This is a genomic window from Solwaraspora sp. WMMD937 (genome assembly GCF_029581175.1).
Taxonomy (GTDB): Bacteria; Actinomycetota; Actinomycetes; order Mycobacteriales; family Micromonosporaceae; genus Micromonospora_E.
The window spans coordinates 6331865-6355511 of sequence record NZ_CP120738.1 but is presented as its reverse complement, the minus strand read 5'-3'; the positions used below and the strand labels follow the sequence as shown (position 1 = coordinate 6355511).

The window sequence follows — 23647 nt, the reverse complement described above, 5'->3', positions numbered from 1 at the left end:
CCGTCATGCTGCGTGCCTTTAGGCTCCTGTCTTGACATGTGATCTTCGATGGTGGGGTGGCCCGCGATGGCGTACGAAGCGCCGACGCCGAAATACCTGCGCGTGTTGAACACGCTGCGGGAGCGCATCGAGAATGGCTCGTACGCGCCGGGCGCGGTGCTGCCGTCAGAGAACCAGTTGTGCTCGGAGTTCGGGGTTTCCCGTCCTACCGTCCTCAAAGCTCTGGGCATCCTGAAGCAGGACGGCTGGATCGAGTCGCAGCAGGGCAAGGGCAGCTTCGTGCGTGGCCGACCGCCCTCGGGTCGCACCTCGCCGCAGTACGCGCGGGACGCGGTCGAGCTGGACGAGAGCGCCGAAACAGAGATCCTGCATGTCGGGCCGGTGCTGGCGTCGCCGCGTGTCGCTGCGGCGTTGAACGTCCCGGACGGAACACCCGTCTACGAGCGGCGTCGCCGGACGGTGTCACAGTTCGGCCCGGTTGACCTGATTTCGACGTTCGTGCCGGTCGACATCGCTGTGGGCACGGAGATCGTCAACCCGCAGCCGATCGTCGGTAGCTTGATCGAGCACATCACTAGACACAAGGGACTACGGGCGGACTACGCCACCGAGCGGATGACCACGCGGCGGGTCAGTGCGGACGAGGCGGACGCTCTGGACGTCTCGGCGGACGAGTCGGTCTTCAGCGTGGTCATCACCGCGCACCGGGCGTCGGGTGAGCCAATCATGGCGTCAGTGCTGGTGCTTCCCGGTAGCCGTCATGAGATCGAGGACACCTACCCGCTGTCCTGACTGGTCGAACGTTCTCACTATCTGCATGATCAGACTTCGACCTTGGCTTGTGTTGACAGGCTGACGTAACTTGTAAGCTCAACCGGATGTCAGGCGGACATCTGGTCCAGCTAGGAGGCTTACGTCGTGGTTCCTGCGTCGATCAAGGTCCCGGTCCCGTTCGAGTACGTGTTCCCCGCCGGTGCGTTGTTCCTCGGCGTCGATGCTCAGGTCGACTTCGACCGGCGTGGCGAGGCGGACAACCAGGCGCGGGACAAGGAGACCGGTGAGCGGGTCTGGGTGGTCCGGGTGCTGGATCTGGACGCTGAGGCGGGCAAGTTCGGTCGGTCCACTGAGGTCAAGGTGAAGATCGTCGCCGGGCAGCGTCCGGTGCCGCCGCCGTCGACCGTGCCGGGGTATCCGCCGGCGGTGGAGTTCGACGGGCTGACCCTGACCCCGTACGTGGATTCGCACCGGTGCCGGGCGTCGGGTCAGTGCCGGGCGCGGATGGCGTACTCGCTGCGGGCCACCGGCATGCAGCCGGCCTCGGCTCACGCTCCCGCCGCTGCCTGACCGCTCCCTCTTCCACGCGGGGCGGGCCGTTTCCCCGCCAAGAGTCCCGGCCCGTCCCGCGCTCCCAACCCTTCAACCCCTCGTGAAAGGGGGCCGGGCTGTGACGCCCATGCTAATGAACCCTGCCCTGCACAGGCCGGACCGCCGCGAGCCACGGCGGTATTGCGACGCCTGCGCGCTCGTCGTCTTCCTCGACCAGCCGGCGGGCGGTGATGACCGTGGCTGACGGAACGCGGTCGTTCGCCGCTGAGCTGGCGGCGCTGCTCAACAGCCGGCCGACCTGGCGGGCGTCCGCCGAGGAGCGGGCTGCCTGGTACGACCGGAAAGCCGACCTGTTCGGCCGGGCTGCCGCTGAGACGTCGTCGCCGGACCTCGCCGGTGAGGCGTCCGACCTGGCCGAGATCGCCCGTGAACAGGCCAACCGCATCCGCCGGGGGTGGTCGGCGTGACGTGGCGTCGTCGTCTGCTCGCTGGTGTGTTGTGGTCCTGGCTGGCGGTGGCCCGCCGGGTGGTCGGCATGCGGGATCTGCCGGCGTTGGTGGATGAGATCCGGTGTCCGCGTTGCGGGCGGTGGGTGCGTCCGCGTCGGTTCGATCTGCTGCACATGGCGTGCCGGACCTGCATGGCGACGCTGGGTCGCCCGGTCCGTTGGTCGGGGCGGTGACGACGTCATGCCGTTGATCAACATCATTCCGGGGGAGAAGGTCCCGGTCGCGCCGATGAACGTGCGGCTGCCGTCGTGGCGGTTGCCGGGCTGGCTGCTCCTGGTGTGGTGGCTGGCCCGTGGCCTGGTCCGGTTGACGGTGTTGGCGGTCCGGTACTGGTGGATTTCCGGCCCGACCATGGCGGTCGGGTGGGTGTATGTGGAGTGGGGGCCGTTGGTCCTGGCCGCCGTCGCCGCCGGCCTCGCCGGGGTGTGCGTGGTGTGGTGGCGGCTGCATCCGGGGTCGTGGTGGCGGTTCGGCTGGTACCCGGTCGTGGGGCGGTGGCGTCGGTTGTGGGTGTACCGGCGTCGTTGGGTCGCGGTCACCGCCACGTGCGGGTTGGCGGTGATCTTCGACGGGGTCCGGTATGTGCCGCGTCTGGTCCGGGTGGTGTCGGACCGGTTCGGGGACACGGTGACGGTGCGGATGCTGCCGGGGCAGGTGCCGGATGACTGGGCGCGTAACGCGGACCGGTTGGCGCACGGTTTCCACCAACGCGAAGCGCGGGCGTCGGGGTGTGTGCGGCCGGATCTGGTGGCGGTGCGGTTCACCCGCCGGGATCCCCTCGCCGGGGTGGTGGCGCCGCTGCCGGTCCCGGCCGTACCCGACCTTGCCGGCCTGCCGCTGGGTGTGCAGGAGGGCGGGGAGCCGTATCGGCTGCGGCTGGCGGGGTCGCATGTGCTGGTGGCGGGGGCGACGAACTCCGGCAAGGGGTCGGTGATCTGGTCGCTGATCTCCGCGTTGGCCGGCGGCGTCCGTTCCGGCTTGGTGGAGCTGTGGGTGTTCGACCCGAAGGGCGGTATGGAGTTGGCGGCGGGGCTGCCGTTGTTCGCCCGGTTCTGCTACCAGGACCCTGACACCATGGCCGGCGTCCTGGAAGAGGCCGTGAAACGGATGCGGCTGCGGGCGGACCGGCTGCGCGGGGTGACCCGGCAGCACACGCCGAGCCGGGATGAGCCGTTGATCGTCGTGGTCGTCGACGAGTTGGCGGCGTTGACCGCCTATCTGACGGACCGCAAGGTCCGCGACCGCATCAAGGAAGCCCTGGGCTTGTTGTTGTCGCAGGGCCGGGCGGTGGGTGTGCATGTGGTGGCGGCGTTGCAGGACCCGCGTAAGGACGTGCTGCCGTTTAGGGATCTGTTCCCGACGCGGATCGCGTTGCGGATGACCGAGCCGGAGCAGGCTGACATGGTCCTCGGCGACGGTGCCCGTGACCGGGGTGCGGTGTGTGACCGGGTTCCGGAGACGCTGCCGGGGGTCGGCTACGTCGTCCTCGACGGTGTGCGGGAACCCGTCCGGGTCCGGTTCGCCTACCTGTCCGACGACGACATTCGCGGCCTGGGCCGGACCTACCGGCACCTCGACGACACCGACACCGACAACGGCGCTGGCGGCGTGCCGGGGGTGGTCGCATGACGCCGACGACTGGTGGGCCGACCCGCGCGGAGCGGGCGGAAGGCGTCGTCCTGGTGCTGATCCTGCTCGTCGTCGGTGGCCTGGCGGGGGCGGCGTCGTTCACCCACGTCCACGACTGGACGATGGACAACTCCCCGCCCGGTACGGGGGAGTGGTTCGGCTGGGCCAACGCCGCTATCAGCGAACTCATCCCCCTCGCCGCGCTGCTGACGATCCGGCGGCGGCGTCGCACCGGTGGGCCGGTCGGCTACCCGATGTTCCTGCTCGTCTGCGCGGTCTGCCTGTCCCTGGCCGCACAACTCGCGGTCGCCAAGCCGGGGATCTCGGGCTGGCTGCTGTCGGCGGTGCCGGCGTTGGCGTTCCTCGGCCTGTCGAAGCTCGTCCTGTCCACCAAACCCGCCACCCCCGGCCCAGCCGGTGTCGACCAGCCGGACAACCAGCGGCCGGCGGCTGCTGTCGTCGAGCCGGGCAACCCCTCGGCGGCTGCTGTCGACCAGGTCGACACCGACCATGCTGCCCCGGTCGTGCCCGTCCCGGCTGCCCGGCCCGTTGACCAGGTCGCGGGCGTCGACCAGGCGCCGATGGCCGAACCGGTCCGCCCGGTTGTCCCCGGTGTGCGGCGGGGTGTGGTGCCGGTACCGGTGGCGGGGTTCCCGACCCGTAACGGCTCTGCGATGGCTGGTGTGGAGGCTGACCAGTGACTCACCCCGAACCCGCGAACCGGCCGGCGGGTGTGGGCGCTCCGATCCCGGACAACGCGCCATCGCCGCTGTCGGTGGTGCCGCGTCCGGGGTCGCGGGCGGCCCGGATGCGCCAACCCCTCGCCAAAGACGCGCTACGGCAGCTGGCGGAGCAGCATCAGGTGTGCGTGCGGCCGGTGGTGCTGCGCCGCACCGACACCGTGACCGGCCGTACCGACGTCGTCGAAGTGCCCTGCGGGGCGACCCTTGCCGCGAAGTGCAAGCCGTGCGCGGAACGCGGCCGGCGTCTACGTATCCAGCAGATCCGGGAAGGCTGGCACCTGGCCGACGAACCGGCCGTCCGCCCGGACAAGCCGGGTGAGGACGTGCTGTCGCTGGTCCGGCTGCGGGCACACCTCGAATTCGAACGCCACGCCCTGGCCTACGAACCGATGCATCCGGACGCGCGGGCGGCGCAGGTCGCGGATCTCGATGCGGCGATCGTCGAGGTTGACGCCGCGTTGGCGGAATCGAACCTGCGTGGCCGGTTGACCCCGGTCGAGCGGGATGAGCGGCCTCGGCGTCGCCGGTCGACCCGCCGACGCCAGGACACCCCGGACCTGCCCCGGCTGCCCGTCGACCCGCGTACGGTCGGCCGCGCCTACACCGGCCGGCAGGGCAAAACGTATCGGCCGTCGATGCTGCTCACGCTCACCCTCGACAGTCACGGCCCGGTGCACTCGCACTTCCGGCGCGGCGGATACGTGGTGCCGTGCGAGTGCGGGCAACGCCACCAACCACACGATCCGCTGCTCAGTACGCCGGTGGATCCGGACAGCTACGACTACCGACGGGCCGCGCTGGACTCGATCCACTTCGCCCGGGTGCTGGACCGGTGGTGGCAGAACCTGCGCCGGGCGGCGGGCTGGAACGTCCAGTACGCCGGGGCCGTCGAGCTGCAACGCCGGCTCGCCCCACACGCACACTTCGCGATCCGGGGGACGCTGCCGCGCAAGTTGTTGAAGCAGATCGCCGCCGCGACGTATCACCAGGTGTGGTGGCCGCGCTTCGACCAGCCCGTCTACGGGGTCGACAAACCGCCGGTGTGGGACGTCGACCAACAGGCGTACGTCGACCCGAAGACCCGTGAGCCGTTACCCACCTGGGGCGAAGCGCTCGATGAGCTGGAGGAACCCGGCACCCCACCCGCGTACGTCGCCCGGCTGGGCCGGATCGACGCACGCGGTATCGACCAGGGCACCAAGGACGCGGAACGCTCCATCCGCTACGTCACGAAGTACGTCACCAAGGACCTGACCGACCAGGCCCGGCCACGCTCCGACCCGCAGAAGGCGCACTTCGACCGGCTCCACGCCGAACTCTCCGTACTCCCGTGCTCGCCGACCTGCGCCAACTGGCTGCTCTACGGCGTCCAACCCGACAAGGCCAAACCCGGCCTCACCCCCGGCCGCTGCACCGGCAAGGTCCACCAACGGGCGACCCTCGGCTTCACGGGCCGCCGGGTGCTGGTCTCCCGGCAGTGGTCCGGCAAGACCCTGGCCGACCACCGCGCCGACAACCGGGCCTGGGTCCGGGCCATTCTCGCCGGGAACCTCGCCGACACCGACGACCAGGCCGCCACGGACAGCAACGACGGCAACGGCGGGCAGGCGGACGGGCAGGTCGACAACCCGGACCGTTACCGGTTCGAACTCGCCCGACCCGACGACCCCGACGTCCCGCCCCTGCAACACCGCATCCTGCGCGCCGTCTCCGAACGCATCCGCTGGCGCACCACCCTCACCAACGCCCGACAACGCGCCACCGGCGCTGTTCCGGCAACGACTCGACCCCTGACCCTCGCAGCCTGAACCCCTCGGAGGAAACCACCCCAATGGACGACGAGCTGTTGACCGTCCCTCAGGTACTCAGCGCACTCAACGGCGTTTCTCGGCGGACCTTCTACCGCTGGCGTGAGCTGGGCATCGCCCCGGAGTGCATCAAGCTCCCGAACGGTGAGCTGCGCATCGGCCGGCGTGACCTGCGTGCCTGGCTCGAACGGCACCGGGAGGCGGCGTGAAGTCCCGCGCTGTGCGGGTGTGGGACATCCGCGTCAACAAGGGCGGCAGGAAGAAGACGTACACCGTCCGGTGGGTCGTCGGCGGCCGGGAGAAGTCGCGGAACTTCGCCACCCGTGCCCTTGCCGACAATTTCCGGTCGGACCTGATGCAGGCCATCAACCGGGGCGAGGCGTTCGACTCGGTGACCGGCCTGCCTGATTCGATGATGGCGGCCAAGGAGGCGCAGACCTGGCTTGAGTTCGTTCAGTCCTACGTCGACATGAAGTGGCCCGGTGCGGCTGCAAAGTCGCGGGCCAGCCTGGTCGACGCGTTGGCCACCGTTACTCCGGCCCTGGTCCGGGACCTGTTGGGCCGACCTGGGCCGGGGGAGCTGCGGCGCGTGCTGGTGGATCACCTGCTGCCGCCGGCTGTTCGGCAATCCGACGTCCCGCCGGAGTTGGCGCCCGCTGCGCGTTGGCTGCGCCGTTGCTTCGCTGCCCCTCGTCGAACTGGGGCAGGCGGCGACGGTCCGGGGCGCTCTCGATGTCCTGGCCCTGACGCTCGACGGGCGGGCGGCTGCGGTGACGACGGTCCGCCGGAAGCGGTCGGTGCTCTACAACGTCCTGCAGTACGCGGTGGAACTGGAACTGCTCGACTTCAACCCGGTCGACAAGCTTCGGGTGCGGTCGACTCGCAAGAAGGTCGCGGTGACGGTCGACCGGCGGGTGGTGGTCAACCCGCGTCAGGCGGCGGAGCTGCTGACCGCGCTGACGTACGTCGGGCGGCGGGGTCGGGTCCGCAAGGGTGAGCGCCTGGTGGCGTTCTTCGCCTGCCTCTACCTCGCGGCGCTGCGGCCCGGTGAGGCGTTGGGCCTGCGTGAGCAGGACTGCCACCTTCCGGCAACTGGGTGGGGTCGGCTGACGCTGGTCGACAACCGGCCGCAGTCCGGCAAGCGGTGGACCGACAGCGGCGAGGCACACGATCGGCGCGGGCTCAAGTATCGGGCCGACGCCGAGTCACGCGGCGTGCCGATCCCTCCGGAGCTGGTGACGATCCTGCGGGAGCACATCGACCGGTACGGCGTGGCGGACGACGGCCGGCTGTTCCGCAGTGAGCGGGGCAACGTCGTGGCGGCGTCCACGTACTCGCGGGTGTGGGAGGAGGCGCGGGCGTTGGCGCTGACTCCGCATCAGGTGGCGTCGCCGTTGGCGGGTCGGCCGTACGACCTGCGGCACGCGGCGGTGTCGCTGTGGCTCAACGCCGGTGCTCCGGCAACGGAGGTCGCGGAGCGGGCCGGGCATTCGGTCGATGTGCTGTTGAAGGTGTACGCGAAGTGCATCGACGGCCAGGAGGCGACGGTCAACCAGCGGATCGGCGACGCGTTGGAGGGCTTCGGTGGGTAGGCTCGCGGTGTCGGCCGCCAGTCCGGATCTTGCTCCGGGCACCGGGTGTGACCTGGGGAAACGCCTTCAAGATCAATCCGTGAATAGTCCGTGGCTGGCGACAAACGGCGGCTTCCGGTGGCATCCGGCTGCATGTTGTGGATCATCGACGGATCTGCGTACGCGCTGGTCAGCTGGCGTTTTCACTGATCTCTGGGGTGCCCCCGGCAGGATTCGAACCTGCGACACACGGTTTAGGAAACCGTTGCTCTATCCCCTGAGCTACGAGGGCGCGAGGGCCCAGTCTAGCGACCTGGGGTTCACCTTGGATGGCAGGGAGTCGCCCACGTTCACCCACGTCACCCGCCCCCGTTCTCCCAGGCCAGGACCACAACTCCAGCACACGAATCCCGGTCTGCGGCCGGCGGTCCGCCCTACGCGGGCGGCACAGCCACGAAGGCGTCGCACAAGGCCGTCTGGCATACCCTGGGCGACGAGCGTAAGGGACGCCGGCACAAACCCGTGCTACGCACCGAGCCGCGCGGCACCCGTTCGGTCACGTGGGCCGAGTTCGTCGAGGCCGGGCTGTTGCGGGAGTACCGCCGTACCCACCGGGTGCCGATGGTCGAGTTGCGGGCGTTCATCGACCTGCTCCGGGAGGATTCGGGGTGCCCTACCCACTCGCCGACCGCCGACCGTACGTCGCCGGCAAGAAAACTCGTTCTGCAAGCTCAGGCGGAGGCTGGTCTCGACCCGGAATACTGCCTGGTGGCCGCAGTCGGTAACCAGTTGCTGCTCACTCCTCCGTCGGCGGCGTTCGTCGAGCGGGTCACCTGGGACGGCGATGTCGCTGCCGGCTGGCGACCGGACCCCAACCCCCAGTCCCCGGTCCGTATCCTGTCAGATGTCCGGTTCGGTCGGCCATCGATCAAGGGGGTCAGCACCGAGGTGCTCTGGGAGCAGGACGAGGCAGGGCTGGGCGTCGAGGAGATTGCCGAGACGTACCAACTCGACGTGCCCGACGTGCGGTGGGCGCTGGCGTACGAAAACTCCCAACGCGCCGCGTGAGCAGGATCAAACCTGCCGAGGTCCGGTTCTATATCGATGCCGACCTCCTCGGCCTTGCGCGCGTCCTCGCCGGCCTCCGCTCCGACGTCACCCATCCCGGCGACCCTGGCACGGTCATCCACAAACGCCAACGCCCCCCGTGTCCCATCGCGCTGCCTCGCCGAGCCGCGACCCTCATCTACGCAGCCACCCGAACCACGATGCGGCAGATCCCGCTGACCTGACGCGGTCGTGAGAGGCCCGGCCCGCAGGCGTCGTTAGGTCGCCAGGCTGACTCGGCAGTGGCAGCACAGCGGCAACGACACGGCAGCGCACCAGCCCTCTGACCGGCGGGTGACTGGTGCTGCCCACCGGGCCACCGATCTGTCGGTGGGGTGAGTAATAGCAGGGCCGTTGCGGGGTAGACCTCCAACCAGGGGACGCAAGCAGATCGACCCGGAGGGTCACCATGACGACACCAGCCGCGCAGCCGCCCATGCGGACCAGCAACGAGGCCACCGAGGAGCAGCTCGCCGTCGCCCGGCGGCAGGGTCAGGCGTACGGCGGCGCGCTGCGCGCCATGGCCGAGGAGGACGGGGCGCTGAGCCAACTGGCCGGCGACTACCTCGTGGCGTTCGTCAACGAGGAGGCGGAGGGCATGTACGAGTTCTCCGGCGGTCAGCTGGTCTGGCGGGAGGCTGCCCCGGATGCGAACGTGCATCTGGAGGTCGCGGTCGCGGACGCCGCCGACGGCCGGTTCATCCCCGGTCTGGACGTGCGGATCACGGTCAGCCGGAACGGTCAACCGGTCGCCACCGCCGGCCTGCCGTTCCTGTGGCACCCGTTCCTGTACCACTATGGCGGCAACGCCTCGGTGCCCGGTCCCGGCCCGTACGACGTGACGGTCCGGATCGCGCCGCCGCAGTTCATGCGGCACGACCCGGTCAACGGTAAGCGGTACGCGACTCCGGTCGAGGTGCGCTTCGACCAGGTGACGTTCGCGAACGGGCGCAAGACCAGCCCGGACGCGCAGCCCCGTGGTGCCGACGCCCCGACGATCGGCGGGGACGGTGCCGGCCCACGCGACTGGGCGGACACCGCTGCCGCCTCCCGTACCTCGGACGATCCCAGTGCCCGTACCCCGCATGACGCCGCCGGGGTGCCGTCGATCGGCCGCTGGTAGCGCCCGCGACATCGACTGCAGCTATCGGCGGCGGAGCGCCAACATGGCGATGTCGTCGACCAGCGGTCGGCCGTCCACCAGCGCGCCCATTGTTTCCGCGCAGGCCGTTTCGGCGCTGGTGGCGACCAACGAGTCGCACAACTGACGCAGGCCGTTGTCGATGGTCGGCCCCCACCGCTCCACCAGGCCGTCGGTGAAGAAGAACAGCAGCGCGCCGGGCTCGAGGGGGTGCCTGCGCGCCCGGCGTGGCCGGTGGATGCGGGTGCCGAGCGGAAGGTCCGCCAGCACCGGCAGACTGTGTGCGGCGTGGCCGGCGCCGATCATCACCGGCGGCGGATGGCCGGCCGTCGACACCGACACGACCGTCCGGGTGGGGTCGATCGTCGCGTAGCACACCGTCGCCATCATGCCCGGCTCGAAGTGCTGCACCTTGCGGTCCAGCCGGGCGAGCACGTCGGCCGGGTCGGTGGTTTCCAGAGCGTACGCGCGCAGCGCGCTGCGCAGCCGGCCCATCACGGTGGCCGCGTGCAGCCCGCGTCCGGTGACGTCGCCGATCGCCACGCCGACCCATCCGTTCGGCAGCGGCAGTACGTCGTACCAGTCACCGCCGACCCCGGCGTCGTGGCCGGCTACGTACCGGGCGGCGAACTCCAGCCCGGCGACCGCCGGTAGTTCGGTGGGCAGCAGGTCGTACTGCAGCGCCAGGGTGGCGGCGCGGTCGACCTGGCTTTCGCGGGCCTGGTCGGCCAGGGCGATCCGGTCGGCCAGCAGCCGCAACATATGTTCGTCGTCGCAGGCCGGCCCGCGTCGTCGGGTTGCCACGTGCAGCACCCCGCCGACCGAGCCGCCGATCGTCACCGGCACCGCCAGCAGCGACCGGATGCCCTGCCCCTGCAACGCCGGATGCGCCAGCGCGTCGTCGTCAGGGTCGGTCAGCATGACCGTGTCACCGGTGGTCAGCACCTTGCCGGCGTACCCGCGCCCCAGCGGCAGCCGGGCCGGCGGTTCGTGGCCGGCCTCGATTCCCCAGGCAGCTGCGGTGACCAGCTGCTGGGAGTGCGCGTCGAGCAGGCAGACGGCGGCGGAGTCGGCGCCGAGCAGCCCGCCGGTGCGGGCCAGTGACTCGACCAGTAGCGCGTCAAAGCTCAGCCGGGACAGGGCAGGGTCGGTGATCGCCTCGATGCGTTTGAGGCGCTCGTCCGCGTTCCCACCCTCGACTGACACGAACGCAGCCTAGTCGAGCGGCCGGCTCACCCGGCACCGACGGACAGTGACGCCGTGTCGGACAGGTATCGAAGCCGGTGCCTTGGCGGGTAATGACCGATTCGTCACCCGGTGGTGGCGACCCGGTCCGGCTCCGCCTCGTCGCGGGCGTCGACGATTGCGGCCACCAGGTCGTCCAGAGTGTCCATCCGCTGGCCGGGGCCGTCGAACTCCACCTCGACGCCGAACTCGGCCTCGACGGCGTCGACCAGTCGGAGCAGGCCCAGCGAGTCGACTCCCAGCGCGATCAGCGATCCGCCGTCGGCCAGCTGGTCGACCGGCACCGTGCCGCCGGTCGCCTCGTCGACCAGCTCCATCACCCGCTGCCGCAGCGTCGTCGTGTCCACCGAATCCTCCTTCGTCTCCACCTTGTTCGGCGTCGTCCGCCCGGTCAGCACCGGCCGCCGGCCTCGCGGACCAGGTTGGCGATCTCGGCGATCGTCGGCGTGTCGAAGAACGCGTCCAGAGGCACCTCGACGCCGAGCCGACGGTGGATCCGGCTACTGATCCGGGTGATCGTCAACGAGTGCCCGCCCAGGTCGAAAAGGTCCTCGTCGATGCCGATCTCGGCAATCTGCAGCACGTCCTGCCAGATCGACCGGATCGCCTCGACGACCGGGTCCGCCTCGGCGGGGTCTGGGGCGCCGACCGGGTCCGTACCGCCGCTCGTCGCCGCCGGCAGCGCGGCCCGGTCCAGTTTTCCGTTCGGGCTCACCGGTAGCCGATCGAGCAGCACCCAGTCGGTGGGCACCATCGTCGTGGGCAGCGTCTCGGTCAGGTGCCGGCGCAGCTCGGCGATGGTCGGCGCGGCGTTGCGGGGCACCAGGTAGGCGACGAGCCGCGGGGTCGCCTCGTCCGTACCGTCCAGCAGTACGGCGGCCTCGGCGAGAGCCGGATGCTCCAGCAGCCGGCCGGTGATCTCACCCAGCTCCACCCGGTGGCCGCGGATCTTCACCTGGTCGTCGGCCCGGCCGAGGAATTCCAGCCGGCCGTCGGGCAGCCAGCGACACAGGTCGCCGGTGCGGTACAGACGACGGCCGGCGTCGGTAGCGTACGGGTCGGGGACGAACCGCTCGGCGGTCAGCTCGGGGCGGTTCAGGTAGCCGTCGGCGACGCCCCGCCCGCCCAGGTACAGCTCGCCGGGCACTCCGATCGGCACCGGCCGCCGCTCTGCGTCCAGCAGGTACGCGGTGGTGTTCGGCACCGGCCGGCCGATGGTGACCTCGGCCGGCTGCGGCGGGATCTCCGCCATCGTCGCGTAGATCGTCGCCTCGGTCGGGCCGTACCCGTTGACCAGCCGGGCCACCCGTGAGCGCAACTGGCGGGCCAGCGGGACCGCCAGCGCCTCGCCGCCGGTGACCGCCACCACCTGGTCGTCGAGCCCGGCCTCCAGCAGGACCCGCCAACCCGACGGAGTCGCCTGCACATGTGTCACCCCGGTCTCGCGCATCAGCCGCAGCACCCCGGCGCCGTCGAGCGCGCTGACCCCGGAGGCCACCACCACCTGGCCGCCGGTGGTCAGCGGCAGGTAGACCTCGACCCCCGAGATGTCGAACGACGGCGATGTCAGGTTGAGCCACCGGTCAGCCGGCCCACTGTCGAACATGTCCCGCATGCCGAGCAGGAGGTTGGCCAGCGCGCCGTGCGGGACACGTACCCCCTTGGGCCGCCCGGTGGAACCCGAGGTATAGAGCACGTACGCCAGCTCGTCCGGGTCGGGCAGGTCCGCGGTCCACGGGTCAGCGGCCCCTGGGGCACCGGTTTCTGGGTCAGCAGTCGTCGGATCGAGCTGGTCGAGGGCGAGCACCGGTGGCCCGGCCGGCAGGGCGGCCGCCGTACCGCTGGTGGTCAGTACCAGCGCCGGCGCGGCGTCGTCGAGGATCATCGCCTGCCGGGCCGGCGGATAGTTGGGGTCGACGGGCAGGTACGCGGCCCGACTGCGCAGCACCGCGAGCAGCGCGACGACCGCCTGCCAGGAGCGGTCCAGCAGCACGGCGACCAGCGATCCCGCCCCGACGCCACGGGCCCGCAGCAGCCCGGCCAGCCGAGCGCTGGCCGCGTCGAGATCGGCGTAGCTCAGCGTACGCCCACCGTCGACGACCGCGACGGCGTCCGGTGTCCGCCGTACCGCCGCCGCGAACAGCAGCGGCACGGTCGTGTCGGCCGGGTAGTCACGGCCGGTGGCGTTCCAGCCACGGCAGACCAGCTCGGACTCGGCGGGAGGCAGCACCGGAAGGTCGGCGACCGGCTGTTCCGGGTCGGTGGCCACGGCGGCCAGCAGGGTCCGCAAATGGTCGCCGACCCGGGCGACGGCGGCGGTGGGAACGGCCGTCGGGCTGAACTGCAGGTTGATCTCCAGGTTGCTTTCCAGGTGCTCCTGGTCGCTGTCCGGTGCCGGCCCGTCGACGACCTGGATGTGCAGCGCGTTGCGGGCCGCGCCGCTGAACATCGCCCAGTCGACGGTGGTCGGCACCGCGTCGAATACAGGTCCCGGCGCGCGGCGGCGGTAGCCGATCGACACCGGGGTGAGCGCGGGCGCCGGCCGCAGCCCGGTGGCAACGTGCGCCAGCGGGACGGCCCGGAACCGGTTCAGCGCCCGTGTCTCGTCCCGGACGGCGTGCGCGAGGTCACGGAAACCCGCGTCGTCGGGCACCGGGGCGGTGACCGGCAGTTCGTTGACGAACAGGCCGATCTCGTCGGCGTCGTCGGCGGTACGGGTCGACACCCCGACGCCGACCGGGACCTGCTGGTTGCCGTACCTGTGCAGCAGCGCGTGCACCGCGGCAAGCAGCAGCTCGAACCGGGTGACCCCGAGCTTGCGCCGGGCCTGGTCGAGCCCGGCGACCAGACCCGGCTCCAGGACCACCGGTACGGCGTCGCCGGGTTCGGCGCCGGTCGGCACCCGGGTGAGACCGGGCAGCACCAGCCCACCCGGGCCGGACCAGCGGGTGGCCCAGTGCTCTGCGGCCGCCGCCGACTCGGCCGCGACCCGGTCCCGTTCGATGCCGGCCCGTGCCGTGTACCCGTCGGTCGGTGCCGCCGGCAGTTCGACCGGGCGACCGGCGCGGGCGGCACCGTACGCCGCCGCCAGGTCCCGGACCAGCACGTCCTTGGAGGTGCCGTCGAAGACCAGGTGGTGGGCGGTGATCAGCAGCAGGTGCCGGTCACCGTCGGCGGCGGGGATCAGGCTGAACCTGGCCAGCGGACCGGTGCGCAGGTCGTGGCGGCGGGCGATCTCCGCCGCGATCAGCCGGTCGGCGTCCGCGCCACCGGCCGACGGCGTCAGCCGCTGCAGCGTCTGATGCTGCAGCGTCGGGCGGTCGGCGGCCGGGGCGAGTCGCGGTACGCCGTCGCTGTCGTCGACCCGGGTGGCCAGCACCGGGTGCCGGTCGACGACGGCGGCGCACGCCGTGGCCAGCGCCGCCTGGTCCAGGCCGGCGGCGAACCACACGCCGAGAGCCATGTGGTACGCCGTACCCGCCACCCCGGCCTGTTCGGTGAACCAGACGGCGTGCTGTGCGTACGTCGCTTCGGCGGTGCCCACGGGATCCTCCTGGTACTGCTGTTGTCTTGTCGATGTCGGACGGTGCGGCCGGGTTGGAGCCGGTCAGCCCGGCGGGTCGAACAGCGCGGCCAGCGCCCGTTTGAGGACCTTGCCGGCCTCGTTGCGGGGCAGCGCCTCGACGACCAGCACCCGGGCCGGCAGTTGGTAGTCGGCGAGCCGGTCGGACAGGAAGGCACGCACCGCGGGCAGGGCGAGTTCGTGCGGTGCATGCCCGGCGCGGGGTACCAGCACCGCCCCGACAGCCGACCCGAGCACGGGGTGCGGGACGGCGACCACGGCCGCCTCGCCGACGGCCGGATGCTCGTGCAGCGCGGCCTCCACCTCCAGTGAGGAGATCTTGAAGGCACCGGACTTGATCATGTCCTGGTGCCGGTCGGCGAGGTACAGGTAGCCGTCGGCGTCCAGCCGGCCGAGATCGCCCATCCGGACCCAGCCCTGACGGAAGGTCGCCTCGGTGGCCGGGCCGTCGCGGTAGTACGAGCGCGGATGCGGGCAGCGCAGCCAGACCTCGCCGACACTGCCGGGCGGCAGCGGCCGGCCCTGTTCGTCGGCGATAATCAGCTGACCGTCGGCCGGTCGGCCCACGGCGGCCCGCCGTGCCGGGTCGAAGACCATCACGGTCTGGGCGGGGGCGGCCTCGGTCGACGAGTAGTAGTTGACGATCGTCGCGGCCGGGAACGTCGCGGCCAGCCGGGTGGCGACCGCCGGTGCGAGCGCCGCCGCCGTCGACCCGATCAGCATCACGCCGGAGGTGTCCCGCGCCCGCAGGGCACCGGAGTCGAGCAGTTCGATCGCCATCGACGGGACCAGGAAGACGGTGCCGGTGCCGGGCGCGGTCACCAGGCGGGCGAACCGCGCCGGTGTGAACCGGGGCAGGGTCAGCGCGGCCGGCTTCGCGGTCAACGCGTTGAACAGCATGGTCTGCCCGGCGTTGGTGCCGATCGGGAAGGCGTGCAGGAAGCGTTCCGAGTGGGCCAGGGCCAGCCGGCGCGGGTGGTTCGGCGCCCCGGCCACCAGGTTGGCGTGACAGGCGCCGACGCCCTTGGGCCGGCCCGTGGTGCCCGAGGTGTAGAGGATCTGAGCCAGGTCACCGGGGCGTGGCGGGGGAGCGGGCGCGTCGGTGCCGCCGGCGACCGGGCCGTCGGCGACCAGGTCGGCGAGCGCCAGTGGCGCGACCCCGGCGGGTACGGCCGGCGCCGGTCCGGCCGGGCCGGTCAGCGGTCCGTGCAGCACCAGCCGGGCGGCGCAGTGCCGCACCGCGTACTCCAGTTGGGCCGGGGCGAGACGGTCGGACAGCGGCACCGCGACCGCACCGGCCCGCAACACCGCGCAGTACGCCACGGCGTAGCCGGTCCACTCCCGCGCCGCGAACACCAGCCCGACCCGGTCACCGGGGGCCACTCCGGCCCGCCGCAGCGCGGCGGCCACCGCCAGCGAACCGGCCCGCCAGGCGGCGAAGGTGAGCTGGTCCACGCCGTGGACCTCGACGGCGACCCGGTCGGGGTGCAGGGCGCAGCGCCAGTCGAGCAGTTCGGGTACGGTCCGAGCGGCCGGCGCGGCGGCCGGCCGCCGGGGGACGCCGGTTGCTGGGCTCATCGGCCACCGCCGGGGGACGCCGGTTGCTGGGCTCGCTGTCCACCGCCGGGGTACGCCGCCACCCGGGCCTGCCGGGTCTCGATGCCGACCAGGTCGTCCGGCGGGGCGTCCGGCACCTCGTCGTCGAACCGGGACAACACCCGGGTACGCATGGAGACGGTCGCGGTCAGCGCGATGCAGACGCCGAAGGCGATGTAGAGCAGGGCGATGCCCCGGCCCGGACCGACCCCGATCACCAGCCCGACCGTGCCGGCCAGCGCCCCGTCCGGCATCAGCAGCGGCTCCATCAGGCTGGTGGCCAGCGGGGCGATCACCCCCCAGCCGAGTGGCATCGTCGACCAGGCGACCATCTGGTTGAGCGCGAACACCCGACCGTGGAACCGGGGCGGCACCTTGATCTGGATGATCGTGTTGTAGATGCCGTTGACCAGGCCGAGCGCGCAGTACATGCCGAACGCTCCGGCACCGATCACCAGCAGGCTGGGGCGTAGCCCGGTCACCGCGCAGGCCACTGCGATGCCCAGCGTGCCGATCAGCACGGCCCGCATCCGGTAGCGGCGCGGGCCGCCCCAGACCAGCATCACCAGGCCGCCGACGGCCGCGCCGACCCCGCCGGTGAGCGCGATCCGGGCCACCTCGGCCAACTCGGCGAAGCCCAGCACCAGCGGGGAGAGCAGGAACAGCACGGGGAACAGGAACAGGTTGAGGGCGGCGAAGAAGGCGAGCATGCCGCGGAACTCCCGGCGGCGCAGCGAGTAGCGCAACCCACCGAGGATCTCCTGCCCCAGGCTCTCCCGCCGCTGCAGCGCCAGCGTGCGGGGGAACCGGATGGCGATCAGCACCGCGACGGCGAAAACGTACGCCACCACGTCGATGATCATGATGCCGCGCAGTCCCACCGTCTCCAGCAGCGCGACCGCCAGCAGCGGCACCATGAACTGGGTCAACCCGACTGCGGTCTGGGTAAGGCCGTTGGCGTGGCCGAGGAAGCGTTTCGGCACCAGCTGCGGCACCGCCGACACGAACGACAGCCGTTGGAACGCCAACGCCACCGACAGCCAGCCGACGAGCAGGTAGAAGTGCCAGATCTCGGCCCGGTCGGCGATCAGCAGCCCGGCCATCACCGCCTTGGCGCCGCCAGCGGCGACGCTTGCCGCCAGCAGTACCCGGCGGCGACTCGTCCGGTCGATCAACGCCCCGGCCAGCGGGGCGATCAGCAGTCCGGGAAGCAGGCTGACGATGGAGAACAGGGCGAACCGGGCCAGCGAACCGGTCTCCAGGTAGATCCACAGTGGTACGGCGAAGTTGGTCAACGCGGTGCCGGTGGTGGTGACGATCTGGCCGGCCGCGACCAGACCGAACCGGCGCAGGCTGGGCTGTGGCCCACCTGCCCGGTCCGGTCCGGTCGCCGCCCGGTCCGGTGCCGACGGTCCGGACCGGGCCCCCGGCGGGTCGGCGGCCGGGCCTCGGTCGGAGACCGCGTGCAGCCGCCACGCCGGGTCTTCCGCCCCCGCGTCGTCGGTGGGTGGCACGTCTGGTTCGGCCGGTACGGCGAGCCGGAGGTGGACGCTGGTGACAATTTCCGCCAACTCGCCGGCCCGGTACTTGAGGAAGTAGTGCCCTGCCTCGTCGATCACCGCCAGCGCGGTGCGGTCGGACAGGAAGTGCCACTCCTGGAAACGTTCCTCGTGGAAGTCGGTGCCCCGGTCGCGTTCCCCGACGACCGAGATCACCGGGGCGCGCAGCGGGGTCACCTGGTCGCGCATCAGCGCGGTGAAGTAGTCCTCGCTGACCCGGGCGTCGTGACGCATCGCCCGGATCAGGAACGCCGCCTCTTCCGGGTCGAGGGAACCGATCGACGTGCCCTGCGCCTGCAACCAGGTGCGGTAGATCCGGTCGCTGCGTACCCGCTCCACCAACCGCAGCCGCAGCAGCGGACCGAGCAGCCCGCCGGTCGGCCGGCCGAACGGGAAGATCGCACCGAGGTAGACCGCGGTCAACTCCCGCCCGGCCTGTTCCAGCCGGCGGGCCACCTCGACGGCGAGCGCCCCGCCAGGCCCACAGTGGCCGTAGAGGATCAGCGGCCCGTCGACCCGGTCCAGGATCTCCGCGACCACGCCTTCGGCGACTTCGTCGATCGGCGCCGGCTCATCGGCCAGCCCGATGTCGTGGCCGGGCATCGCCACCGACAGCAGCCGCCAGCCGGCCGGCAGCGCGTCGGCGAGCGGCTGATAGACCACTGCGTTGCCGCCGCCGTACGGGACACAGACCAGGGTGGCGACCCGCTCGGCAGCGGAGGCCGGTGCGGTCAGCTCATGCAGCAGCCGACCCCGCTCGGCGTCACCGTCGGTCAGCAGGGCGGCGAGTTCGCGTACGGTCCGGTGCCGGAACAGGTCCATCACGCTGACCGCCGGAGGCGCGCCGTCACCGGCGCGGACCGTCGGCAGTTCCCGGCGCAGCCGGGCGACCACCTGGGTGGCCAGCAGCGAATGCCCGCCCAGCTCGAAGAAGTCGTCGTCGGTGCCGACCCGGGGCACCTGCAGCACCGCCTGCCAGACGGCGGCGATCAGCGTCTGCACCGGACCGGTCGGCTCGACGTACTCGCGGGCGGGTTGATCGTCGCCCGGTTCCGGCAGCGCCCTGCGGTCGATCTTGCCGTGCTCCTGCAGCGGCAGCCGGTCCAGCCAGCAGTACCGACTGGGGATCATGTGGTCCGGCAATCGGTCGGCGAGCAGCCGGCGCAGCTCGGCCGGCTCAGGCCCGTGCGCCGTCTCCGGTGCCGGGTCCTGCGGGGCGCGTTCCAGGTAGCCGACCAACCGGTCGTCACGCAGCAGTACGGCGGCCTGCCGTACCCCGGGAATCTCGCGCAGCGCCGCCTCCACCTCACCCAGCTCCACCCGGTAGCCGCGGATCTTGACCTGGTGGTCGGTGCGGCCCAGGAAGAGCAGTTCGCCGTCGGCACGCCACGCGCCGAGGTCACCGGTGCGGTACAGCCGGGAGCCGGGCGGACCGAACGGGTCCGGGACGAACCGCTGCCCGGTCAGCCCGGGCCGGTTCAGGTAGCCGCGGGCCAGCCGGTCGCCGCCCAGGTACACCTCACCCGGTACGCCGACCGGCACCGGCCGCAGCCGGGCGTCGAGCACGTGCACCCGGGCGTACGGCAGTGGGCGGCCGATCGGCACGCTGCCCGGCCCCCGCTCGTGCGCCGACACCCGGTAGGTGGTCACCCCGACGGTGGCCTCAGTCGGTCCATAATGGTTGAACACTGGTACGCCGTGCCCGGCCAGGTCCGCCGCCCAGTCCAGGTCGGCCGCCTCCCCGCCCAGGATCAGCGCCCGCCGGGGCAGCAGCCGCGCCGTGTCAACCTCGGCGGCCAGCGCCCGCAGATGCGACGGCGTCATCTTCAGGTAGTCGATCCGTCCGGTGCGCAGCGCGTCGGCGAGCTCCTCGCCGGTGCATCGCCTCGGCACCAGATGCACGCAACCGCCGGTCGCCAACGCCAGGTAGAACACGGTGACGCTGAAGTCGAACGACAGCGACTGCAGCAGCGCGTACCGGCCGGCCGGCACGACGTCGAACCGCTCGGCGACCCCGTCCAGATAGTTCAGTACCTGCCGGTGGGCGACCGCGACCCCCTTGGGCACGCCGGTCGAGCCGGACGTGTAGATGACGTAGGCCAGGTCGTCGCCGCTCGCCGCCCCGGCCGGCGGCCCGGTCGGCTGCTTTGCGACGACCGGGGCGATCCGGTCCAGGCAGGTCGCCCCGGCGAGGGCCGCCTGGGCGGCGTCGCCGCCCAGCTCGGCGCGGATCGCGCTGCTGGTCAACACCACCGTCGGGGCGGCGTCGGCGAGCATCAGCCGCAGCCGGGCGGGTGGCTGCTCGGGATCGAGCGGCAGGTAGGCCCCGCCGGCCCGCAGTACGGCGAGCAGCGCGACCGCCAACTGCACCGACTGATCCAGGCAGACGCCGACCAGGTGGCCCGGCGCGACACCCTGCTCCCGCAGCTGGTGGGCCAGCTGGTTGGCGCGTCGGTCCAGCTCGGCGTAGCTGATCAGGTCGTCGCCGTGGACCACGGCGGGTGCCTGCGGGGTGGTCGTGGCGTGCCGGGTGACCAGGTCGCCGAGGGTGACCGCCCCGGCAGTGGCCGGTCGTGGCCGGTCGGTGCCGGGCACCGGGCCGGTGCTGAAGGCGGTCAGCTGCCGCTGCTCTGCGTCGTCGAGCAGCGGCAGATCCACCACCGGCCGGTCCGGGTCGGCCACCGCGGCGCGCAGCAACGCCCGGTAGTGCCCGGTGAGCCGTGCCACGGTGGCGGCGTCGAACAGGTCGGTGTTGTAGACCAGCATGGCCCGCAGCCCGTCGCCGGTCTCGCTGACGTAGAGCGACAGGTCGAACCGGGCCGCCGCCGTGTCGCTGCCGAACGCCCCGGTGGTGATCCCGCGCGGCCAGCTGCTCTGCGCCCGCGAGTAGTTCTGCAGGGTGAACAGCACCTGGAACACCGGCGCCCGACTGACGTCGCGGGCGACGTTGAGCTCCTTGACCAGACGTTCGAACGGGACCTCCTGGTGGCTCAGCGCCCGTAGCACCCGCCCCCGGGTACGGCGCAGCAGCTCACCGAAGCCCGGCTCACCGCCGTCGCCGGCACTGCTGGCACCACCGCGATCGCCGGCACCGCCACCGCCACCGCCGGCGCCGTTGGCCGGTGCCCGGGACAGGTCGGCCCGGATCGCCACCGTGTTGACGAACAGCCCGACAAGGTTCTCCACCTCCGGCACCACCCGGCCGGCGACCGGTGATCCGACGGCGAAGTCCCGCTGCCCGCTGTACCGGAACAACGTCGCCTGCCAGCCGGCGAGCAGCGTCATGTAGAGGGTGCTGCGGTGGGCCCGGCTCAGCCGGCGCAGCGCCGCGGTGAGCTCGGCGTCGAAGCCGAACCGGTGCACGTCGCCGGCGTACGACTGCACGGCGGGTCGGGGCCGGTCGGTCGGCAGCTGCAGCGGCGGCACTCCGGCGAGCGCCCCGGTCCAGTAGGTGAGCTCCCGCTGAACGGCCGGCCCGTCACCGCGTACCCGCTGCCAGGCGGCGTAGTCGGCGTAGTCGATGGCCGGTGCCGGCGGCACCGGCAGACCGTCGGTGAGCGCGCCGTAGAGGGCGGCGACCTCGGCCAGCAGCAGGTTCAGCGACCAGCCGTCGCTGACGATGTGGTGCATCCCGACGTGCAGCACCTGGTCGTCGTCGCCGAGCCGGACCAGGAGCACCCGCAGCAGCGGTGCGACGGCCAGGTCGAACGGGGTCCGCACGGCGGCGTCGACCAGCTTCCGGGCGTGTGTCTCGCTGTCGGCGTCGAGCACCCTGAACGGTACGGTGACCTGCGGTACCACCTCGACCCGCGGCTCGCCGTCGAGGTTCTCGGTGAACCGCATCCGCAGGCTGTCGTGGCGGGCCGCGGCGGTGTCCACTGCGGCGCGCAGCAGGTCGGCATCGAGCGGTCCACCCATCCGTACCGTGCTGTGCACGACGTAGCCGGCGGTGCCCGGCGTCAGCTGTTCGGTGAACCAGATCCGTTCCTGACCGAACGACAGTGCCGGACTTTCCCCATTTCGCCGCTGAATCACTTGTGATTGGATCGGGACATCCTGCGTTGGTACGTCGAGATTCGTCACCCGGATTGCCTTTGATTTTGTCTACGTGAACCATCAGCCTGACTCCCGTCGTCGGCACAGCGGAATCAACTTTTGGTGCACTGTGGTGCAGACGAACGATCGATTCGATGCACGTCGTGCCGTCGTACCGTCAGGAATGCGATTCGCCGATGCCATCGTGCCCACCGAGTGGGCCATGGACGAGTTGATCCACGCGGAGTTCCACGGTGGTCGGACCGAGGACGCGCCGATGACCTGGGCGCAGCAGGTCATGTGGCGGGCAGCCACCCTGTCGAGGACCCAGCATCTGTTCCTCAACCTGCGCCGGGTGCTGACGGTGCCGCGTCGGGCCCCGGCCGATCTGTCCAGCGTGGTGCAGGCGATCGGCACGCTGGTCGGCCGGCACGGCGGGCTGCGTACCCGGGTATGCCGGACGGCGGACGGCACGTCGCGGCAGGAGACTGCGGCGGCCGGGCAGGTCCCGGTCCTGGTGGTTGCGGGCACCGGCGACGGCGCCGTGGCGGCCGCCGAGCTCACCCGCCGGCTGGGTGATGTCGCCTTCGACCACGGTCGGGAGTGGCCGGTGCGGTTCGCCGTGGTGCGGGTCGACGGCGTGGTACGCCAGCTGGTGCTGGTCTTCAGCCACTCGACCGTGGACGCGTACGCGGTCGAGGTGGTGCTGCGTGACCTGCGGCTGATCCTGCTCCGGGGCGACCTGGGCACCCCGGCCGGGCTGCAGTCGGTGGACGTGGCCCGCCGCCAGCACGGGCCGGACCAGCGGCACTCGGGCCGTACCGTGGCGTACTGGCTCCGGCAGTACCGCCGGCTGGCCGACGTCTCGCTCGACGAGCCGGCGCCGCCGGCCACCCCACGGCTGCACCGGGGCACGCTGGTCTCGTCGGCCGCCGCCACCGCTGCCCGGATGGTCGCCGCCCGGCATCGGGTGAGTTTCTCGACGGTGCTGCTCGCCGCTACCACCGCCCTGTCCGCCGGAGCGACCGGGCGTCAGGTCTGCGGACTGTTCAACATGTCGCACAACCGCTTCCGGCCCGAGTACGTCAATGCGATCGCCAATCTCGGTCAAATCGGCTTCTGCGTGCTAGACATCGCCGATCGCCCGGGTTTCTTTGAGCTGCTACCACGGATCTATCGGGTCGCGCTGGACGGATATTTGCACGCCTACTACGACGCCGTCGCGATGCGGACGACGTTCGAGGAGCTCGGCTACGACTACACCACTGCATTCCTGCCGCACTACTATTTCAACGACGTCCGGCTGCCCGGCGGGGACGTGGTGGACGACGTGCCGCCGGTAGCCGAGCAGCAGTTGCGGGCGACCGCAGACGGCAGCCATTTCACTCTCATCGACGGCCTGGACGCCGCCTCCTGGCACCGCCTGCTGCACGTGGTGGACGAGCCGGAGGCGCTCGGCCTCACCTACACGGTCGACACCCGGTTCCTTGCGCCGGAGACGATCGAGCCGTACCTGCGTGACCTGGAGGCGCTGCTCATCGAGGCCGCGTACCGGGACGTGCCCTGGCCCTGGCAGCCCGGTTGTGCCGGTGGGCGGAGCTGAACCCGCCGGTCGGCCCCGCTTCTGTACCGACCGGCGACAGATCTGCCCCGCCCTCGTCGTGTGGGGGCGGGGCAGATCACGGTAGGCGTGGTTACCTACGAGCCCCAGCAGGTTAGCGACGCCCGTGGCGTGAGGCCCCGCTGCGTTGGATGATGGTGAGCTGCGCCGCACCACCGGTTGACAGCGCATCGG

16 protein-coding genes, 1 tRNA gene and 1 pseudogene are annotated in these 23647 nt (G+C 71.6%); 12 read left to right on the top strand and 6 right to left on the bottom strand.

Annotated elements, in window-relative coordinates; translation table 11 throughout:
* Window positions 1-66: 66 nt before the first annotated feature.
* The 9 genes from O7621_RS28050 to O7621_RS28010 all read left to right on the top strand — a co-directional run bounded on the left by O7621_RS28050 (window position 67) and on the right by O7621_RS28010 (window position 7607).
* On the top strand, window positions 67-792 hold the full coding sequence (locus tag O7621_RS28050) for a GntR family transcriptional regulator (protein WP_282231978.1): 726 nt from the start codon (window positions 67-69) through the stop codon (window positions 790-792).
* Between the two features lie 126 nt (window positions 793-918).
* Entirely contained in the window at window positions 919-1344 is a 426-nt protein-coding gene (locus tag O7621_RS28045; protein ID WP_282231977.1) for a hypothetical protein, read from the top strand.
* A 218-nt stretch (window positions 1345-1562) separates the two neighbouring features.
* Entirely contained in the window at window positions 1563-1793 is a 231-nt protein-coding gene (locus O7621_RS28040; RefSeq protein WP_282231976.1) for a hypothetical protein, read from the top strand.
* Complete coding sequence (locus tag O7621_RS28035) at window positions 1790-2008, top strand: hypothetical protein (protein WP_282231975.1); 219 nt, start codon at window positions 1790-1792, stop codon at window positions 2006-2008. Before O7621_RS28040 ends, O7621_RS28035 begins: the two co-directional genes overlap by 4 nt.
* A gap of 7 nt (window positions 2009-2015) precedes the next feature.
* Window positions 2016-3464, top strand: coding sequence for an FtsK/SpoIIIE domain-containing protein (locus tag O7621_RS28030; RefSeq protein WP_282231974.1), 1449 nt, complete (start codon window positions 2016-2018; stop codon window positions 3462-3464).
* Window positions 3461-4165 carry a DUF2637 domain-containing protein gene (locus O7621_RS28025; RefSeq protein WP_282231973.1) on the top strand — a complete coding sequence of 235 codons (705 nt, stop codon included), beginning with the start codon at window positions 3461-3463 and terminating at the stop codon, window positions 4163-4165. Before O7621_RS28030 ends, O7621_RS28025 begins: the two co-directional genes overlap by 4 nt.
* A complete protein-coding gene (locus O7621_RS28020; RefSeq protein ID WP_348775268.1) occupies window positions 4162-6015 on the top strand; it encodes a replication initiator in 1854 nt (617 codons plus the stop codon). The genes O7621_RS28025 and O7621_RS28020 overlap by 4 nt, the downstream gene beginning before the upstream one ends.
* A 23-nt stretch (window positions 6016-6038) precedes the next feature.
* Window positions 6039-6224 carry a helix-turn-helix domain-containing protein gene (locus O7621_RS28015; protein ID WP_123603208.1) on the top strand — a complete coding sequence of 62 codons (186 nt, stop codon included), beginning with the start codon at window positions 6039-6041 and terminating at the stop codon, window positions 6222-6224.
* Between the two features lie 561 nt (window positions 6225-6785).
* Window positions 6786-7607, top strand: coding sequence for a tyrosine-type recombinase/integrase (locus O7621_RS28010; protein ID WP_282231972.1), 822 nt, complete (start codon window positions 6786-6788; stop codon window positions 7605-7607).
* 198 nt (window positions 7608-7805) lie between these two features.
* Here O7621_RS28010 and O7621_RS28005 read toward each other — a convergent pair.
* A tRNA-Arg gene (locus O7621_RS28005) sits at window positions 7806-7878 on the bottom strand.
* Between the two features lie 230 nt (window positions 7879-8108).
* On the opposite strand from O7621_RS28005, the gene O7621_RS28000 reads away from it, so the two are divergent.
* Window positions 8109-8654, top strand: a complete 546-nt coding sequence (locus O7621_RS28000) for a hypothetical protein (protein WP_282231971.1) — start codon at window positions 8109-8111, stop codon at window positions 8652-8654.
* Between the two features lie 448 nt (window positions 8655-9102).
* Window positions 9103-9618 (top strand): annotated as a pseudogene (locus O7621_RS29265) (iron transporter); the annotation flags it as partial.
* Between the two features lie 219 nt (window positions 9619-9837).
* On the opposite strand, the gene O7621_RS27990 reads toward O7621_RS29265, so the two are convergent.
* From O7621_RS27990 to O7621_RS27970, 5 genes are all read right to left on the bottom strand, one after another.
* Window positions 9838-11040: a GAF domain-containing SpoIIE family protein phosphatase gene (locus tag O7621_RS27990; RefSeq protein ID WP_281551245.1), complete on the bottom strand. Its 1203-nt coding sequence runs from the start codon at window positions 11038-11040 to the stop codon at window positions 9838-9840.
* A gap of 104 nt (window positions 11041-11144) precedes the next feature.
* Window positions 11145-11426 carry an acyl carrier protein gene (locus tag O7621_RS27985; RefSeq protein ID WP_282231970.1) on the bottom strand — a complete coding sequence of 94 codons (282 nt, stop codon included), beginning with the start codon at window positions 11424-11426 and terminating at the stop codon, window positions 11145-11147.
* Between the two features lie 44 nt (window positions 11427-11470).
* Entirely contained in the window at window positions 11471-14623 is a 3153-nt protein-coding gene (locus O7621_RS27980; protein WP_282231969.1) for an amino acid adenylation domain-containing protein, read from the bottom strand.
* 63 nt (window positions 14624-14686) lie between these two features.
* Window positions 14687-16240: an AMP-binding protein gene (locus tag O7621_RS27975; protein WP_282231968.1), complete on the bottom strand. Its 1554-nt coding sequence runs from the start codon at window positions 16238-16240 to the stop codon at window positions 14687-14689.
* Window positions 16237-21852 carry a non-ribosomal peptide synthetase/MFS transporter gene (locus O7621_RS27970; protein ID WP_282231967.1) on the bottom strand — a complete coding sequence of 1872 codons (5616 nt, stop codon included), beginning with the start codon at window positions 21850-21852 and terminating at the stop codon, window positions 16237-16239. Before O7621_RS27970 ends, O7621_RS27975 begins: the two co-directional genes overlap by 4 nt.
* A 184-nt stretch (window positions 21853-22036) precedes the next feature.
* Here O7621_RS27970 and O7621_RS27965 point away from each other — a divergent pair, with 184 nt between their 5' ends.
* Complete coding sequence (locus O7621_RS27965; RefSeq protein WP_282231966.1) at window positions 22037-23455, top strand: condensation domain-containing protein; 1419 nt, start codon at window positions 22037-22039, stop codon at window positions 23453-23455.
* The last annotated feature ends 192 nt before the right edge of the window (window positions 23456-23647 follow it).

Coding starts and splice junctions, on each gene's coding strand:
- O7621_RS28050 (WP_282231978.1), top strand. CDS start 67: ATGGCGTACGAAGCGCCGACGCCGAAATACCTGCGCGTGTTGAACACG.
- O7621_RS28030 (WP_282231974.1), top strand. CDS start 2,016: ATGCCGTTGATCAACATCATTCCGGGGGAGAAGGTCCCGGTCGCGCCG.
- O7621_RS28025 (WP_282231973.1), top strand. CDS start 3,461: ATGACGCCGACGACTGGTGGGCCGACCCGCGCGGAGCGGGCGGAAGGC.
- O7621_RS28015 (WP_123603208.1), top strand. CDS start 6,039: ATGGACGACGAGCTGTTGACCGTCCCTCAGGTACTCAGCGCACTCAAC.
- O7621_RS27975 (WP_282231968.1), bottom strand. CDS start 16,240: ATGAGCCCAGCAACCGGCGTCCCCCGGCGGCCGGCCGCCGCGCCGGCC.
- O7621_RS27965 (WP_282231966.1), top strand. CDS start 22,037: ATGCGATTCGCCGATGCCATCGTGCCCACCGAGTGGGCCATGGACGAG.